Genomic DNA, 13,207 nt, shown 5'->3' with positions numbered 1-13,207 from the left:
CGCCCGGGGCCAAGGAGAGTTCGGACAACAGACGCGCTTCGACGTGTGGGTATTGCCACATCCTGGGTGGCTGGGCCGACGGCTAGGGTCTGTCCACTGCCTACAAAATCCCCGGAGGAGCCATGGCGTTCGGCTGGATCGACGAGCAGGCGCGAGCGCGCCGCCGCGCCGGACTCGTACGGACCCTGCGGCCGCGCCCCGCCGACTCGCCGCTCCTCGACCTCGCGAGCAACGACTACCTCGGTCTCGCCCACCATCCGGAGGTTGCCGAAGGGGCGGCAGAGGCGGCGCGCACCTGGGGCGGCGGCGCCACCGGCTCCCGGCTCGTGACCGGCACCACCGAGCTGCACACCGAGCTCGAACGCGAACTCGCCGACTTCTGCGGCTTCGAGGCGGCCCTGGTGTTCTCCTCCGGATACGCGGCCAACCTCGCCGCGGTCACCACGCTCGCGCCGCACGGCTCCCTGATCGTCTCCGACGCGGGCAACCACGCCTCGCTCATCGACGGCTGCCGGCTGGCCCGCGGCACCACCCAGGTCGTCGCCCACTCCGAACCGGACGCCGTGCGCAAGGCCCTGGGCACCCACACCGGGAGCGCGATCGCGGTCTCCGACACGGTGTTCTCGGTGGACGGAGACGCGGCCCCGCTGGCCTCGCTCGCCGAGGCCTGCCGGGAGTACGGCGCCGGGCTGGTCGTGGACGACGCCCACGGGCTCGGGGTCCTCGGCACCGGCGGACGCGGCGCCCCGCACGCGGCGGGGCTCGCGGGCGCCGACGACGTCGTCGTCACGGTCACGCTGTCCAAGTCGCTCGGCAGCCAGGGCGGAGCCGTCCTGGGCCCCGCGCGGGTCATCGACCACCTGGTCAACGCGGCGCGAACATTCATTTTCGATACCGGCCTCGCCCCCGCGGCGGCGGGCGCGGCCCTCGCGGCCCTGCGGCTGCTGCGCCGCGAACCGCAGCGCGCCGCGCGGGCGCGCGCGGTGGCGGGCGAACTGCACGCACGCCTGAGTGCCGCGGGTCTGGAAGCGGTACGTCCGGACGCCGCGGTCGTCTCCGTGCGCGCGCCGTCCCCGGAGGGGGCCGTGCGCTGGGCGGCCGACTGCCGTACGGCAGGGCTGGCCGTGGGCTGCTTCCGTCCTCCTTCCGTGCCCGACGGCATCTCAAGGCTCCGGCTCACCGCTCGTGGGGACCTCTCCGAGGCACAGGTGGAACGCGCTGTACGTGTGATCGGCGAGACGCGACCATGAGTCGGCGTGGCACGGCCGTGCGCCGCACGATGCGGAACCGATTCGGACAGAACTGATCAGACGGAACCGACGGACATGACGAAGCCCGCCCAGCTCTCGGGGGAGAAGAGCAGCGCGGGTCCTGACGTGTCCTTCGAGTCGCGTACGGCGAGCAGTCCGGCCCATGGGGCCATCTCGACGCAGTTGTTGGCTCCCGTGCTGTAGCTGCTGCGCAGCCACCGCACACCGAGCAGATCGACACTGGAAGATACGGTCCGAGGCAGTGCGGACATGGTGCCTCCTTACGCGCCGTCACCTATCCCGGCGATGTAATCCAACGAGTCCTCGGGCGAAAGGGCGTGGATCTGAAGGGTGTTGAAGGCCTCGCTGTAGGCCTGGAGGTCTTCTTTCCGTTCGAGGTAGAGGCTACTCGTCAAGTGGTCGAGAACAACCACGTCCAGGTCAGAAGTGCTCGGAAATGAGAAAATTACGAAAGGGCCCGTGATGCCAATGTGGGCTCCGGCCGCGAACGGCAGGATCTGCAGCCGCACTTGAGGCAGCCGAGCCGCCTCCTGGAGCCGCGTCAGCTGGTCCGTCATGACATCGGGCCCGCCCACCTCCCGCCGCAGCACCGCCTCGTCAAGCACCGCGCTGAGCTCCAGCGGCCGATCCGAACGCAATACGTCCTGTCGGGCCAGCCGCACCTCGACCAGCGCGTCGAGCCGGTCGTCCTCCAGCCCGTCCACGGCCGCCTGGGTCACCGCGCGGGCGTACTCGGGCGTCTGGAGCAGCCCCGGCACCACGGAGGTCTCCAGCGTGCGCATCCCACTCGCCTGTGACTCGAGGCTGATGAAATCCCGGTACGTCGGCGGCAGTACCCCGCGATAGGCGTGCCACCAGTGGTGCCGCCCGCCGCCTTCGTCGGAGCCCGCCAACACGAGCAGCAGCTCGCGCAGTTGGGAATCGGCCACCCCGTAGGCGTCCAGAAGTAACCGCACGTCAGCCGGTTTCACGCCGCTCGCGCCGGTCTCGATCCGGCTCACCTTGGACTGGTGCCAGCCCACCAGCCGGGCCGCCTCACCACTGGTGAGACCCGCGTCGGCGCGCAGCGCGCGCAACTCGGCGCCCAGTTTCCGGCGGCGCACCGCAGGACCGTACTGCATGGATGACTCCTTAGTCCTTACGTGTCGCCCAAATACGGTCTCCCGTCGCAGAGTTCACCGCTTTGAGCGACAGATATATGCATATCTTGGTGGATCGCACCCCATGACCGCTGCGGTAATGGCAGGCTGGCGGCGAAGCACCAGTCCGGGACCGTACTCGAACCCTCCGCTCTGTGTCGGACGCCGGTCCCGTGAGAAAGGGACGACCGCGCCATGGCAGACCACCTGGAAGCATCCGTCACTCTGCCGAGCGATCCCGTCTCGGTGTCCGCGGCCCGCACCTACGTGGCCGGCACCCTGGCGGAATGGGGTCTGCCGGCGGACACGGATCTGGCCGAGACCATCCGGCTCATCGTCTCCGAACTCGCCACCAACGCCGTACAGCACACCTTCGGGCAGTCACCCACCTTCACGGTGGACATCGTGCTCGACCGGGACGAACAGTTGCGCATCGGTGTCACCGACAGCCACCCGCGGTTCCCCAAACGGCTGCCGGCCGCCGTCCAACAGGACAACGGCCGGGGCATGGTGATCATCCGCTGGCTGGCGGCCGAGTGCGGCGGCCGGCTCAGAGTCAGGCCCACCCGCGAGGGCGGCAAGACGGTCTCCATCGAACTGCCGTGGACCGTACCGGCGGAGCCGGTGCCGGCGGCGGGGCAGCAGGAGTCTTAGTGCCTGTCGTCAAAAGGGACTCGGCACATGCGGCAGTAGCGGGAAGTGGGGTGACGCGGTGGCGGCGCGTCAGGACGCCGCCACCGCGTCGGCCGGGTCAGCTGACCCGGCCGTACCAGACGCTCTTGGTCCAGATCTTCTGCAGTCTCACCACGTCCCCGGTCTTCGGGGAGTGCCAGATCTTTCCCTTCCCGGCGTAGATGCCGACGTGGTACACGCTGGAACCCGAGTGGAAGAACACGAGGTCCCCGGCCTTGCGGCCCTTGGCCGAGACATGGCGGGTCTTGTTGTACTGAGCGGCTGCCGTACGCGGCAGGCTCTTGCCCGCCTTCTTGTACGAGTACAACGTGAGCCCGGAGCAGTCGAACCTACGCGGCCCCGCGGCTCCGTACTTGTACGGGGAGCCCTTCTTGGAAGCCGCGACCTGGAGTGCCTTTGTCGCGAGCGTGGCCGCTTCGGCATCGGAGGCGATGCCCGGGACCACGATGGAGCCGCCGACGGCGGCGATGGTGAGAGCCGAGGCCGTACCGGCCCTGGCCATCAGCGACGGGACACGATTGAGCGCAGACATGCGCAACCCTTCGTCAGCCGCCTGTGAAGGATGACCTGTCGGATTCGGGCTGGCGAAGTTGCCCGGCCGCGTACTGCGGCTTCACCCCAAGGGCTGCTCGGAACGAGCGAACGAACGACCGTTCCGGCGACCCGTCATGCTTGGGTCCTCCACTCCTGCCGATCCACTCCTGTCGACCGGGCATCCGGGCGACGGCAGGACTCGGCGTCCGCCCGGATCGCCCCGCCGCTGTGGCGGGGTCTTGTCGTCAGACAAGGATCTTCACTCACGGATGAACGAAATACCCAACGGAATCGGTGGTTTGTGGTGTTACTCACCACTCACCCGTTCGGGTGGACACCTCGGTGTTCGATCCGGTGTCGAGGGGGTCGAGGAGCCTCCGACCAGCACCGGAGGACCTCATTTCGCCCTTGGGACGCGCGTGTTGTGCAAGCCTGTCGGTCCGGCAAAACGACAGGTGACTACGCCGAACGGGGGTACGTCGTTCGGCCCGTTTGAACGCTGCTCCGGACGGGCCGTCAGCCTGACGGCGCGTGCGGACCGGGTGTGCGTGCGTCAACTGTCGGAGCGTGGAGGCAGAGTCACGCGCGCGGTCCGGCGCTCACCGTCCAGGACGCGCAGCGCCCGCGCGAGCGTGGGCGCGTGCAGTTCGGTCTCGCCACGCTGGTGCATCAGGTTCAGTGCGTCACGCAACTGCGTCGCCTTGGCGACCAGCGCCTGCGCGGCACGCAGCCCTCGGTAGGTGTCCCCGTGATGCGCCGGGTTGATGCGCCCGAGCAGGTCGACCACATCGAGGTAACGGTCGATCAACTCGCCCTCGGCGCGCGTCAGGGCGGGCAGCGGCGGCAGTTCCGGTGGGAGCATCGTCGGCTCACCGCGCGCCGAGCGTGGTCTTGCGGCTGGGGACGATCCGGTCCACCAGCCCATATTCCAGGGCTCCTTGAGCGTCCAGGATCTTGTCCCGCTCGATGTCCGCGCTCACTTGCTCCGGCGTACGCCCCGTGTGCCGTACGAGCATCTCCTCCAGCAGGGCGCGGGTGCGCGTCAGCTCCTCGGCCTGAATGGCGAGATCACTGGCCTGCCCCTCGATCGGCTCGGCCAGCGACGGCTGATGGATCACCACACGCGCCCCCGGCAGCGAGGACCGCTTGCCCGGTGTGCCCGCGGCCAACAGCACCGCGGCGGACGAACCGGCCTGCCCCAGGCAGATCGTCTCCACGTCGCAACTGACGTACTGCATCGTGTCGTAGATCGCCGACATCGAACTGAACGAGCCGCCCGGGGAGTTGATGTAGAGCGAGATGTCCCGGTCCGGCGACTGGTACTCCAGGTGCATGAACTGAGCCATCACGTCGTTCGCCGAGGTGTCGTCGATCCGCGTCCCGAGAAAGACGATGCGCTCCTCCAGCAGCTTCGAGTACGGATCCAGCGTCCGGTGTCCCGCACTGGTGCGCTCGGTGAACTCGGGCAGGACGTAGCGGGCGGACGGTCCGGTCATGACGTACCCCTCCTCATGGCAGAGCTGTCTCCGGCGGAGCTGTCTCTGTAGAAAATGTACAGGACGTACATGACGTTATGATGGGGGCATGGCCTACGAGATTCCGGTGACGCAAGCCAGGGCTGAGCTCGCCGACCTGATCAACCGGGTGGTGTACGGCGGTGAGCGCGTCGTCGTGACACGGCACGGCAAGCCCCTCGTCGCCCTCGTTTCCGCCGCTGACCTGGAGCGACTGGACGAGCTCGACCGGCCCGTGGAGGAGCAGGTGATCAGCTCGGTCTCCCGCGTCCGCGAGGTCGCGTCCGCTCCCCGCGAACATCAGCGGTTCGGGATCGCGGCTGAGCACCGGGGGCCCAACGCCTCGTAGCGGCACGGCCGTTACGGCATTTCTTGCGATAACGCAGAAGACCGTGCGCCCCCGTCCGCCGCAGCGGGGTGCACGGTCGGTCCTGGGTGTCGGTCAGCCCGGTCAACCGACCAGCGCCGGCTCCCGCTCGACGGCCGGTTCGTCCTTCCCCGCGCGTGTTTTGAGCAGGCCGCCGACCATGACCGCGCCCAGGCCCAGCACCGCCCACCACGTCAGTGTCAGGGCCGGCCCGGTCGCCGCCGCGCCGTCGAAGAACGACACCGAGCGCAGCAGGGTCGTGCCGGCGCCCGGCGGTAGCCACTGGCCGATCGTTCCGACCGGCTCGGGCAGCATCCGTGGGGCAGAGGCCGCCCCGGAGAACGGGTTGCCGAGGAACATCACCACGAACGCAACGCCTCCGATGCCGGCCGGCCCGACCAGCGCGGCGAGCCCGGCGACGGCCCCGCTCACGGCGAGCGTGGACAGCCCGAGCACCCCGGCCTCCGCCCACCACTCGCCGGTGAGGACCCCGAGCCAGCTGTGCGCGATCCCCGCCGCGGCCACGCCGACCAGCGCGGCGGCACCGACCAGTGCGGTCACCGCGCGGACACCGCGCAGCCCGAGCACGGTCACCACCGCGCCCGCGACGATCCCGGCGAGCGCCAGCGGCAGGACGCTGGCGGTCAGGGCCGCGCCCCGCGGATCGGCGTCCGGCGCGGCCACGACGTCGACCGTACCGACCTGTGTCCCGGCGGTGGCTGCCTGTGAGGTCACCGCTTGCTCCAGCAGCTGGGCGACGACCGGGCCCGCGGCCGACGCGGTCAGCAGTTCGGGTCCCTGGGCGGTGACGACGACCGCGCCGTATACGGTCCGGTCCTCGATGGCGTCGCGGGCGGCGGCCTCGTCGGCGTAACGGTGGATCTCGAAGGCGCCGTCCCGCTGTTCCAGCTGCTTCTCCATCTGGGCCGTCGCGGCGGCGGGACCGGCCACGCCGAGCGGCAGATCGCGGGGCGCGGTACGGGCGGCCGGCCAGGCGAAGGCCCACAGCGCCACGCTCGCGAGGACGGGGACCAGTACGAGGACCGCGATCAGGCGGCGGGTTGTGGTGGGGGCGGGGGCGGACATCGGGTTCCTTTCGGGTTGGTGGGTTCGGGTGATCGGTCGGGCAGGAAAAAAGAAGGAGCGTTCGTTTTAGGTCCGTTCCACACCGTCCTCCCGTCGCCTCGCGCTTGTCAAGAAGGAATGTTCGTTCTACGTTGTCGGCCATGGCCCGCGTATCCCAGGCACACCTCGACGCCCGCCGCCGGCAGATCCTCGACGGCGCCGCGCTCTGCTTCGCCCGCAACGGCTTCCACGCGACCTCCATGCAGGACGTGCTGAAGGAGGTCGACCTCTCCGCAGGGGCCGTCTACCGCTACTTCAGCGGCAAGGAGGAGCTGATCGCCGCGATCGTCGCCGAGGTGCTCGACGTGGTGCGCGAAACCTACGAGACGGCGGCCGTGGAGACGCCGCCGCCGCTGCCGGACATGCTGATCCCCCGCGTCCTGGCCCAGCTCAGGGAGGCCCGGCCCGGGGTCGTGGACGGCGGGCGGTGGGTCTTCCCCCGGCTGATGATCCAGGTCTGGGCCGAAACCCTGCGCGGCGACGAGGAGCTGGCGGCCGTCATGCGCACCGGCTACGACAGAGTGCGTGCCGCGTGGGTGCGGGTCGTCGAGAGCTACAAGTCCGCGGGGCTGATCCCCGCGGACGCGGACGCCGACGCCATGGCCCGGGTGATGATCGCGCTCGCGCAGGGCTTCGCGGCGCAGATGTCCCTGTTCGGCGAAATGCCCCCCGAGATACTGGGGAACGGTCTACGGGCGCTGATGAGCATGCGGGACCCGCGCTCGGGACCCTGAGTCGATCACAGGTCGGTTAACTTGCCTGAAACTCCGTCCAACTAGCCTCCCTCCACGCCACCAGGGACTTTGCCCGTGGCTGCGGCAGCCGGACCCCGCACGGTCCGGAGCGAGGACTGTGAGGTGGGACGTGCAACTGACCCCGCACGAGCAAGAGAGGCTGCTGATCCACGTGGCGGCCGACGTGGCCGAGAAGCGCAGGGCCCGGGGGCTCAAGCTGAACCACCCGGAGGCGGTCGCGCTCATCACGTCGCACATCCTCGAAGGCGCGCGTGACGGCCGTACGGTCGCCGAGCTCATGTCCTCCGGGCGCAAGCTGCTGACCCGGGACGACGTCATGACCGGCATCCCCGAGATGATCCACGACGTCCAGGTCGAGGCGACCTTCCCCGACGGCACCAAGCTCGTCACCGTCCACGACCCGATCGTCTGAGGGGGCCCTTCGATGATTCCCGGAGAGTTCCTGTTCGCGGACGAGCCCGTTGTGTACAACGAGGGCCGCGAGGTCACCGCGATGACCGTCCTCAACGCCGCCGACCGGCCCGTCCAGGTCGGTTCCCACTACCACTTCGCCGAGGCCAACCCGGGCCTGGACTTCGACCGTGCCGCCGCGCGCGGCAAGCGGCTCAACATCGCCGCCGGCACCGCCGTGCGCTTCGAGCCCGGGATCCCCGTCGACGTCGAACTCGTTCCGCTCACCGGCGCCCGAATCGTGCCCGGACTGCGCGGCGAGACCGGAGGTGCCCTCGATGCCTGAGATCTCCCGTGCCGCGTACGCGGACCTGTTCGGACCGACCACCGGTGACCGCATCCGGCTGGCCGACACCGATCTGATCGTCGAGATCGAGGAGGACCGTTCCGGCGGGCCCGGACTCGCCGGTGACGAGGCCGTGTTCGGCGGTGGCAAGGTCATCCGCGAATCCATGGGCCAGGCCCGCGCTACGCGCGCAGACGGCACCCCCGACACCGTCATCACGGGCGCCGTCATCATCGACCACTGGGGCATCGTCAAGGCCGACGTCGGCATCCGCGACGGCCGGATCACCGGCATCGGCAAGGCCGGCAACCCGGACACCATGGACGGCGTCCACCCCGACCTGGTGATCGGCCCCGAGACCGAGATCATCGCCGGCAACGGGCGGATCCTCACCGCCGGTGCCATCGACGCGCACGTCCACCTCATCTGCCCGCAGATCGCCGACGAGGCCCTCTCCGCCGGCATCACCACGCTGATCGGCGGCGGCACCGGTCCGGCCGAGGGTTCGAAGGCGACGACCGTCACGCCCGGCCCCTGGCACCTGGCCCGGATGCTGGAGGCGATGGAGGAGTACCCGCTCAACTTCGGCCTGCTGGGCAAGGGCAACACCGTCTCCCACGACGCGATGCTGTCGCAGATCCGCGGCGGGGCGCTCGGGCTCAAGCTGCACGAGGACTGGGGGACCACGCCCGCCGTCATCGACGCCGCGCTGACCGTGGCCGACCGGACCGGCATCCAGATCGCCATCCACACCGACACCCTCAACGAGGCCGGTTTCGTGGGCGACACGCTCGCCGCGATCGCCGGACGCGGCATCCACGCCTACCACACCGAAGGTGCGGGCGGCGGGCACGCGCCGGACATCATGACCGTGGTGTCCGAGCCGCACGTGCTGCCCAGCTCCACCAACCCGACCCGGCCGTACACCGTCAACACCGCCGAGGAACACCTCGACATGCTGATGGTGTGCCACCACCTCAACCCGGCGGTCCCCGAGGATCTGGCCTTCGCCGAGTCCCGGATCCGGCCCTCCACCATCGGGGCCGAGGACATCCTGCACGACCTGGGCGCCATCTCGATCATCTCCTCCGACGCCCAGGCCATGGGTCGCGTCGGTGAGGTCATCATGCGGACCTGGCAGACCGCCCACGTCATGAAGCGCAAGCGGGGCGCGCTGCCCGGCGACGGACGCGCGGACAACCATCGCGTACGGCGTTACGTCGCCAAGTACACGATCAACCCGGCGCTCGCGCAGGGCCTCGCCCGTGAGGTCGGTTCCGTCGAGTCGGGCAAGCTCGCCGACCTGGTGCTGTGGCAGCCGGCGTTCTTCGGAGTCAAGCCGCACCTCGTCATCAAGGGCGGGCAGATCGCCTACGCGCAGATGGGTGACGCCAACGCGTCCATCCCGACGCCGCAGCCGATCCTGCCCCGGCCGATGTACGGGGCGATCGGGCGGGCGCCCGCCTCGAACTCGTTCAACTTCGTGGCGCCGCTCGCGATCGAGGACGGGCTGCCGGAGCGGCTTCAGCTCGGCAAGAAGTTCATGGCCATCGACTCCACGCGCGCGGTGACCAAGGCGGACATGCGCGAGAACGATGCCCGGCCGCGGGTCCAGATCGATCCCGACAGCTTCGCCGTGCACATCGACGGGGAGCTCGTCGAGGCGACGCCGGCTGCCGAACTGCCCATGGCCCAGCGGTACTTCCTCTTCTGATGAGCAGGGGAGCGCTTCTCGTCCTGGCCGACGGCCGCTTTCCCGCCGGGGGGCACGCGCACTCCGGCGGGGCCGAGGCTGCCGTGAAGGCGGGGCGGATCACGGGTGCGGGGAGTCTGGAGGACTTCTGCCGGGGGCGGTTGCAGACGGCGGGGCTGGTGTCGGCCGCGTTGGCTGCGGCGGCCGCGTCCGGGGTCGATCCGGTGGAGCTGGACGCTGCGGCGGATGCGCGTACGCCTTCGCCTGCGTTGCGGGTTGCCGCGCGGCGGCTGGGGCGGCAGTTGATGCGGGCCGCTCGGGCGACGTGGCCGTCCGCCGAACTCGACTCGCTGGCGGGGGAGTTCCCCAAGGGGGCTCATCAGCCTGTGGTGTTGGGGCTTGCGGCTCGGGCGGCGGGGCTTGGGGCCTTGGATGCGGCGTACTGTGCGGCGTACGAGAGTGTGAGTGGGCCGGCGAGTGCGACTGTGCGGTTGCTGAGTCTTGACCCCTTTGATGCGACCGGGGTGTTGGCTCGGCTGGCGCCGGAGTTGGATCGTGTCGCGGATCGGGCGGTTGACGCGGCTCGGCGGGTCGTTGACGAGGGTGTCGATGCGTTGCCCGCGGCCTCGGCTCCATTGCTTGAGATCAGTGCGGAGGTGCATGCCGCTTGGGCTGTGCGTCTGTTCGCGTCGTAGGTTTCTCGCCCCCGCCGTCCCTTCCCGTCCCGAACCTGGGGGCTCTGCCCCCAGACCCCCCTTCAGCCTGAACGGCCTCGTCCTCAAACTCCCCCAGAGGGGGGACCCCCAGACGGGCTGGGAGTGCCGGAGCCGGCTGAGAGGGCGCCGCCAACCGTCACCTCACCTATTGAGCATTGGAGCCGCCGCTATGCACCTCGACCATTCCCACTCCGGCCCCTCCGCCGTCAGCGCCGACGCCCACCGCCCCGACGGATCGCGTCGCGCACTCCGTGTCGGCCTCGGTGGACCCGTCGGGTCCGGGAAGACCGCCACCGTCGCCGCGCTCTGCCGTGCCCTGCGCGATGAGCTGTCACTCGCCGTCGTCACCAACGACATCTACACCCGCGAGGACGCCGAATTCCTGCTCCGGGAGGCCGTGTTGCCGCCCGAGCGGATCACCGCCGTGGAGACGGGGGCCTGTCCGCACACAGCGATCCGGGACGACATCTCCGCCAACCTCGAAGCGGTCGAGGATCTGGAGGACGAGGTCGGGCCGCTGGATCTCATCCTGGTGGAGTCGGGTGGGGACAATCTCACCGCGACCTTCTCCAAGGGGCTCGTCGACGCGCAGATCTTCGTGATCGACGTCGCCGGCGGGGACGATATTCCGCGCAAGGGCGGTCCGGGGGTCACCACCGCCGATCTGCTCGTCGTCAACAAGACCGACCTCGCGCCGTACGTCGGCTCCGACCTCGGGCGGATGGCCGCCGACGCCAAGGCGCAGCGCGCCGAGTTGCCGGTCGTCTTCCAGTCGCTCAGGAGCGAGCCCGGCGTGAAGGACGTCGCCGACTGGGTGCGTGCGCGGCTTTCCGCGTGGACGGCATGACGGCGTCGATCGGGGTAAGGGCCACGGCGAGGATCGTCGCCCGCGACGACGGCAGGGGCGGGACCTCCCTGCCCGTGTTGGAGGGCGACGGGCCGCTCGCGCTGCGGCGCACCCGGGGGAGTGGCAGCGAAGCTCGCGTCATGCTCGTCGGCGCGATGAGCGGGCCGCTCGGCGGTGACCACTTCACGGTGCGGGCCGGTGTGGAGGAGGGGGCCAGGCTGCGTGTCGGGTCGGCCGCCGCCACCATCGCGCTGCCGGGGCAGGCGAAGGGCGAGAGCCGCTACGACGTTCGGCTCAGCGTTGCCGACGGCGGCGAACTGCAGTGGCTGCCCGAGCAGTTGATCTCCGCCAAGGGGAGCGACCTGTACGTCACCACGCGCGCCGAAGTCGGAGCTACGGGGCGGCTCGTCCTGCGCGAGGAGCAGGTGCTCGGGCGGGTCGGTGAGGAGCCGGGGCGGCTCACCAGTCGCCTCACCCTGCGGATCGGCGGGCGTACCGTCCTCGACCAGGAGCTGGCTTGCGGGCCCGGTGCGCCCGGTGGCTGGGACGGGCCCGCCGTACTCGGGGGGCATCGGGCCGTGGGGCAACTCGTCGTCGTACGCCCCGAGTTCGCCACCGACCCGGTGGCCGCGCGAGTGTTGGGGGAGGGTGCCGCCATCGTTCCGCTCGCCGGGCCCGCCGCGCTCGTGACCGCCGTGGCAGCCGACGGGCTGCGGTTGCGGCGGCTGCTGGACGAGGCGTTGGCCTCTTTCGGCTAGACGCCAGAGTTGGCCAGCCAGGCGTCCTCCGCCTCGTAGTCGAAGAGGTCGCCGTACGACTTGAGCATCTTCGGATACGCCTCGCGCCAGTCCCGGTCGGCCAGTTGAGCGGTGATCCAGTCGATCGTCTCCGGGAGTGTCTCGGCGTACCGGACCACCGGGCGGTAGCCCAACTCCCGTTCCGCGGCCGACATGTCGCAGATCACCGGGTGGGTGATCGACCATGGCGTGTCACCCACCGTGGGTGCCGGGGGAGGGCCTGCGACCAGTACCGACTCCGTCCGCACGCCCATCACCGTGTCGATCGCCGCGCCGATCTCGGCGACAGTCGGCGCCTCGGCGTCGCAGGCGTTGAGGACCCGGGTGCCGGGCTTCGCCGCCGCCAGGCGGATCAACTCGGCGATCGTGTGCACGCTCGCGGGGTGGAAGCGGCTCTCGCCGCCGAACGCGAGCACGCGCCTGCGCCGCCCGTCCAGGTTGCGCTTCACGAAGTACAGTTCGCGCGGCGTTCGGCAGTGTGGGCCGTGGATGGCGCCCGCCCGCAGCAGTGTGGTCGGCAACCGGTCGCCCGCGGCGAGGAGTTCGCGCTCCAGTGCCACCTTGCGGGTGCTGTACGTCGCCTCACCGGGGGCCACCGTCCGCTGGGTCTCCGGAATGGGTACTGGGTACTCGGGGAAGCCGTCCGGCTCGCCTTGTGTATCGAAGCTGCGGCCCTTGTCGTCCTCGTAGACGGCGGCGGTGGAGATCACCACAGCGGAGCCGATGCGGTCGGCCAGGGCCGTCAACTGCCTTGCGTGATCGGCCCCGTAGGCGACGACGTCGACCACGAGATCGCAGCCGGCGTCGCCGATCAGATCGGCCAGTGCCCCTTCGTCCTCGCGGTCCAGCCGCACCGCCCGTACCTCCTCGGGCCATGCCCCGTCCCGTTCCCCGCCGCGCGACGCCGCCGTCACCTCCCAGCCGTCCCGCACCAGCGCCCGCACCGCCGGTCGCCCGATCTGACCTGTCGCTCCGATCACCACAGCACGCTTCATGAAGCGACCGTACGACGGCCGCGGC

The 13,207-nt window shown here is 70.3% G+C and carries 17 protein-coding genes and 1 riboswitch; of the genes, 10 read left to right on the top strand and 7 right to left on the bottom strand.

The features are described 5' to 3' along the window. Positions 1-122: 122 nt before the first annotated feature. Positions 123-1,250, top strand: coding sequence for an 8-amino-7-oxononanoate synthase (locus AC5DRG_RS07905; RefSeq protein ID WP_491809183.1), 1,128 nt, complete (start codon positions 123-125; stop codon positions 1,248-1,250). A 56-nt stretch (positions 1,251-1,306) separates the two neighbouring features. On the opposite strand, the gene AC5DRG_RS07900 is transcribed toward AC5DRG_RS07905, so the two are convergent. Further along, positions 1,307-1,522 carry a DUF397 domain-containing protein gene (locus AC5DRG_RS07900; protein ID WP_491809181.1) on the bottom strand — a complete coding sequence of 72 codons (216 nt, stop codon included), beginning with the start codon at positions 1,520-1,522 and terminating at the stop codon, positions 1,307-1,309. A 9-nt stretch (positions 1,523-1,531) separates the two neighbouring features. Continuing rightward, on the bottom strand, positions 1,532-2,392 hold the full coding sequence (locus AC5DRG_RS07895) for a helix-turn-helix domain-containing protein (RefSeq protein WP_491809179.1): 861 nt from the start codon (positions 2,390-2,392) through the stop codon (positions 1,532-1,534). Between the two features lie 213 nt (positions 2,393-2,605). Between AC5DRG_RS07895 and AC5DRG_RS07890 the strand changes: the two genes are divergently transcribed. Next, positions 2,606-3,064, top strand: a complete 459-nt coding sequence (locus AC5DRG_RS07890) for an ATP-binding protein (RefSeq protein WP_491809177.1) — start codon at positions 2,606-2,608, stop codon at positions 3,062-3,064. A gap of 97 nt (positions 3,065-3,161) precedes the next feature. Here the strand turns inward: AC5DRG_RS07890 and AC5DRG_RS07885 are convergent, their stop codons facing one another. From AC5DRG_RS07885 to AC5DRG_RS07875, 3 genes are all read right to left on the bottom strand, one after another. Then, positions 3,162-3,635 carry a C40 family peptidase gene (locus AC5DRG_RS07885; protein ID WP_491809175.1) on the bottom strand — a complete coding sequence of 158 codons (474 nt, stop codon included), beginning with the start codon at positions 3,633-3,635 and terminating at the stop codon, positions 3,162-3,164. Between the two features lie 3 nt (positions 3,636-3,638). Beyond that, a riboswitch (cyclic di-AMP (ydaO/yuaA leader) is annotated at positions 3,639-3,828 on the bottom strand. Positions 3,829-4,190: 362 nt separating this feature from the next. Further along, positions 4,191-4,499, bottom strand: coding sequence for a hypothetical protein (locus AC5DRG_RS07880; RefSeq protein ID WP_491809173.1), 309 nt, complete (start codon positions 4,497-4,499; stop codon positions 4,191-4,193). A 7-nt stretch (positions 4,500-4,506) separates the two neighbouring features. Next, positions 4,507-5,133: an ATP-dependent Clp protease proteolytic subunit gene (locus tag AC5DRG_RS07875; RefSeq protein ID WP_491809171.1), complete on the bottom strand. Its 627-nt coding sequence runs from the start codon at positions 5,131-5,133 to the stop codon at positions 4,507-4,509. Positions 5,134-5,221: 88 nt separating this feature from the next. On the opposite strand from AC5DRG_RS07875, the gene AC5DRG_RS07870 reads away from it, so the two are divergent. Continuing rightward, a complete protein-coding gene (locus AC5DRG_RS07870; protein WP_491809169.1) occupies positions 5,222-5,500 on the top strand; it encodes a type II toxin-antitoxin system Phd/YefM family antitoxin in 279 nt (92 codons plus the stop codon). A 102-nt stretch (positions 5,501-5,602) separates the two neighbouring features. Here the strand turns inward: AC5DRG_RS07870 and AC5DRG_RS07865 are convergent, their stop codons facing one another. Next, complete coding sequence (locus AC5DRG_RS07865; RefSeq protein ID WP_491809167.1) at positions 5,603-6,604, bottom strand: ABC transporter permease; 1,002 nt, start codon at positions 6,602-6,604, stop codon at positions 5,603-5,605. Positions 6,605-6,744: 140 nt separating this feature from the next. Between AC5DRG_RS07865 and AC5DRG_RS07860 the strand changes: the two genes are divergently transcribed. From AC5DRG_RS07860 to AC5DRG_RS07830, 7 genes are all read left to right on the top strand, one after another. After that, the gene (locus tag AC5DRG_RS07860; RefSeq protein WP_491809165.1) at positions 6,745-7,377 is read left to right on the top strand and encodes a TetR/AcrR family transcriptional regulator; all 633 of its coding nucleotides are present in this window, start codon (positions 6,745-6,747) and stop codon (positions 7,375-7,377) included. Between the two features lie 130 nt (positions 7,378-7,507). After that, on the top strand, positions 7,508-7,810 hold the full coding sequence (locus AC5DRG_RS07855) for an urease subunit gamma (RefSeq protein ID WP_491809163.1): 303 nt from the start codon (positions 7,508-7,510) through the stop codon (positions 7,808-7,810). 12 nt (positions 7,811-7,822) lie between these two features. Continuing rightward, entirely contained in the window at positions 7,823-8,134 is a 312-nt protein-coding gene (locus tag AC5DRG_RS07850) for an urease subunit beta (protein ID WP_491809161.1), read from the top strand. Continuing rightward, the gene (locus AC5DRG_RS07845; RefSeq protein WP_491809159.1) at positions 8,127-9,848 is read left to right on the top strand and encodes an urease subunit alpha; all 1,722 of its coding nucleotides are present in this window, start codon (positions 8,127-8,129) and stop codon (positions 9,846-9,848) included. The genes AC5DRG_RS07850 and AC5DRG_RS07845 overlap by 8 nt, the downstream gene beginning before the upstream one ends. Then, positions 9,848-10,522, top strand: coding sequence for an urease accessory protein UreF (locus AC5DRG_RS07840; protein ID WP_491809157.1), 675 nt, complete (start codon positions 9,848-9,850; stop codon positions 10,520-10,522). The genes AC5DRG_RS07845 and AC5DRG_RS07840 overlap by 1 nt, the downstream gene beginning before the upstream one ends. 190 nt (positions 10,523-10,712) lie before the next feature. Then, entirely contained in the window at positions 10,713-11,390 is a 678-nt protein-coding gene (ureG, locus tag AC5DRG_RS07835) for an urease accessory protein UreG (RefSeq protein ID WP_491809155.1), read from the top strand. Next, positions 11,387-12,148: an urease accessory protein UreD gene (locus tag AC5DRG_RS07830; RefSeq protein WP_491809153.1), complete on the top strand. Its 762-nt coding sequence runs from the start codon at positions 11,387-11,389 to the stop codon at positions 12,146-12,148. Before ureG ends, AC5DRG_RS07830 begins: the two co-directional genes overlap by 4 nt. On the opposite strand, the gene AC5DRG_RS07825 is transcribed toward AC5DRG_RS07830, so the two are convergent. Next, positions 12,145-13,182: an NAD-dependent epimerase/dehydratase family protein gene (locus AC5DRG_RS07825; RefSeq protein WP_491809151.1), complete on the bottom strand. Its 1,038-nt coding sequence runs from the start codon at positions 13,180-13,182 to the stop codon at positions 12,145-12,147. The two genes, AC5DRG_RS07830 and AC5DRG_RS07825, sit on opposite strands and share 4 nt — an antisense overlap. Positions 13,183-13,207 lie beyond the last annotated feature (25 nt).

The organism is Streptomyces sp. JLBG701, from assembly GCF_058544905.1.
The sequence above is the reverse complement of the archived record's forward strand: the minus strand, read 5'-3'. Positions and strand labels throughout refer to the sequence as shown.

Excerpts from the sequence above, each read along its gene's own strand:
- AC5DRG_RS07905 (WP_491809183.1), top strand. The coding sequence starts at position 123 with ATGGCGTTCGGCTGGATCGACGAGCAGGCGCGAGCGCGCCGCCGCGCC.
- AC5DRG_RS07900 (WP_491809181.1), bottom strand. The coding sequence starts at position 1,522 with ATGTCCGCACTGCCTCGGACCGTATCTTCCAGTGTCGATCTGCTCGGT.
- AC5DRG_RS07895 (WP_491809179.1), bottom strand. The coding sequence starts at position 2,392 with ATGCAGTACGGTCCTGCGGTGCGCCGCCGGAAACTGGGCGCCGAGTTG.
- AC5DRG_RS07890 (WP_491809177.1), top strand. The coding sequence starts at position 2,606 with ATGGCAGACCACCTGGAAGCATCCGTCACTCTGCCGAGCGATCCCGTC.
- AC5DRG_RS07885 (WP_491809175.1), bottom strand. The coding sequence starts at position 3,635 with ATGTCTGCGCTCAATCGTGTCCCGTCGCTGATGGCCAGGGCCGGTACG.
- AC5DRG_RS07880 (WP_491809173.1), bottom strand. The coding sequence starts at position 4,499 with ATGCTCCCACCGGAACTGCCGCCGCTGCCCGCCCTGACGCGCGCCGAG.
- AC5DRG_RS07875 (WP_491809171.1), bottom strand. The coding sequence starts at position 5,133 with ATGACCGGACCGTCCGCCCGCTACGTCCTGCCCGAGTTCACCGAGCGC.
- AC5DRG_RS07870 (WP_491809169.1), top strand. The coding sequence starts at position 5,222 with ATGGCCTACGAGATTCCGGTGACGCAAGCCAGGGCTGAGCTCGCCGAC.
- AC5DRG_RS07865 (WP_491809167.1), bottom strand. The coding sequence starts at position 6,604 with ATGTCCGCCCCCGCCCCCACCACAACCCGCCGCCTGATCGCGGTCCTC.
- AC5DRG_RS07860 (WP_491809165.1), top strand. The coding sequence starts at position 6,745 with ATGGCCCGCGTATCCCAGGCACACCTCGACGCCCGCCGCCGGCAGATC.
- AC5DRG_RS07850 (WP_491809161.1), top strand. The coding sequence starts at position 7,823 with ATGATTCCCGGAGAGTTCCTGTTCGCGGACGAGCCCGTTGTGTACAAC.
- AC5DRG_RS07845 (WP_491809159.1), top strand. The coding sequence starts at position 8,127 with ATGCCTGAGATCTCCCGTGCCGCGTACGCGGACCTGTTCGGACCGACC.
- AC5DRG_RS07840 (WP_491809157.1), top strand. The coding sequence starts at position 9,848 with ATGAGCAGGGGAGCGCTTCTCGTCCTGGCCGACGGCCGCTTTCCCGCC.
- ureG (WP_491809155.1), top strand. The coding sequence starts at position 10,713 with ATGCACCTCGACCATTCCCACTCCGGCCCCTCCGCCGTCAGCGCCGAC.
- AC5DRG_RS07830 (WP_491809153.1), top strand. The coding sequence starts at position 11,387 with ATGACGGCGTCGATCGGGGTAAGGGCCACGGCGAGGATCGTCGCCCGC.
- AC5DRG_RS07825 (WP_491809151.1), bottom strand. The coding sequence starts at position 13,182 with ATGAAGCGTGCTGTGGTGATCGGAGCGACAGGTCAGATCGGGCGACCG.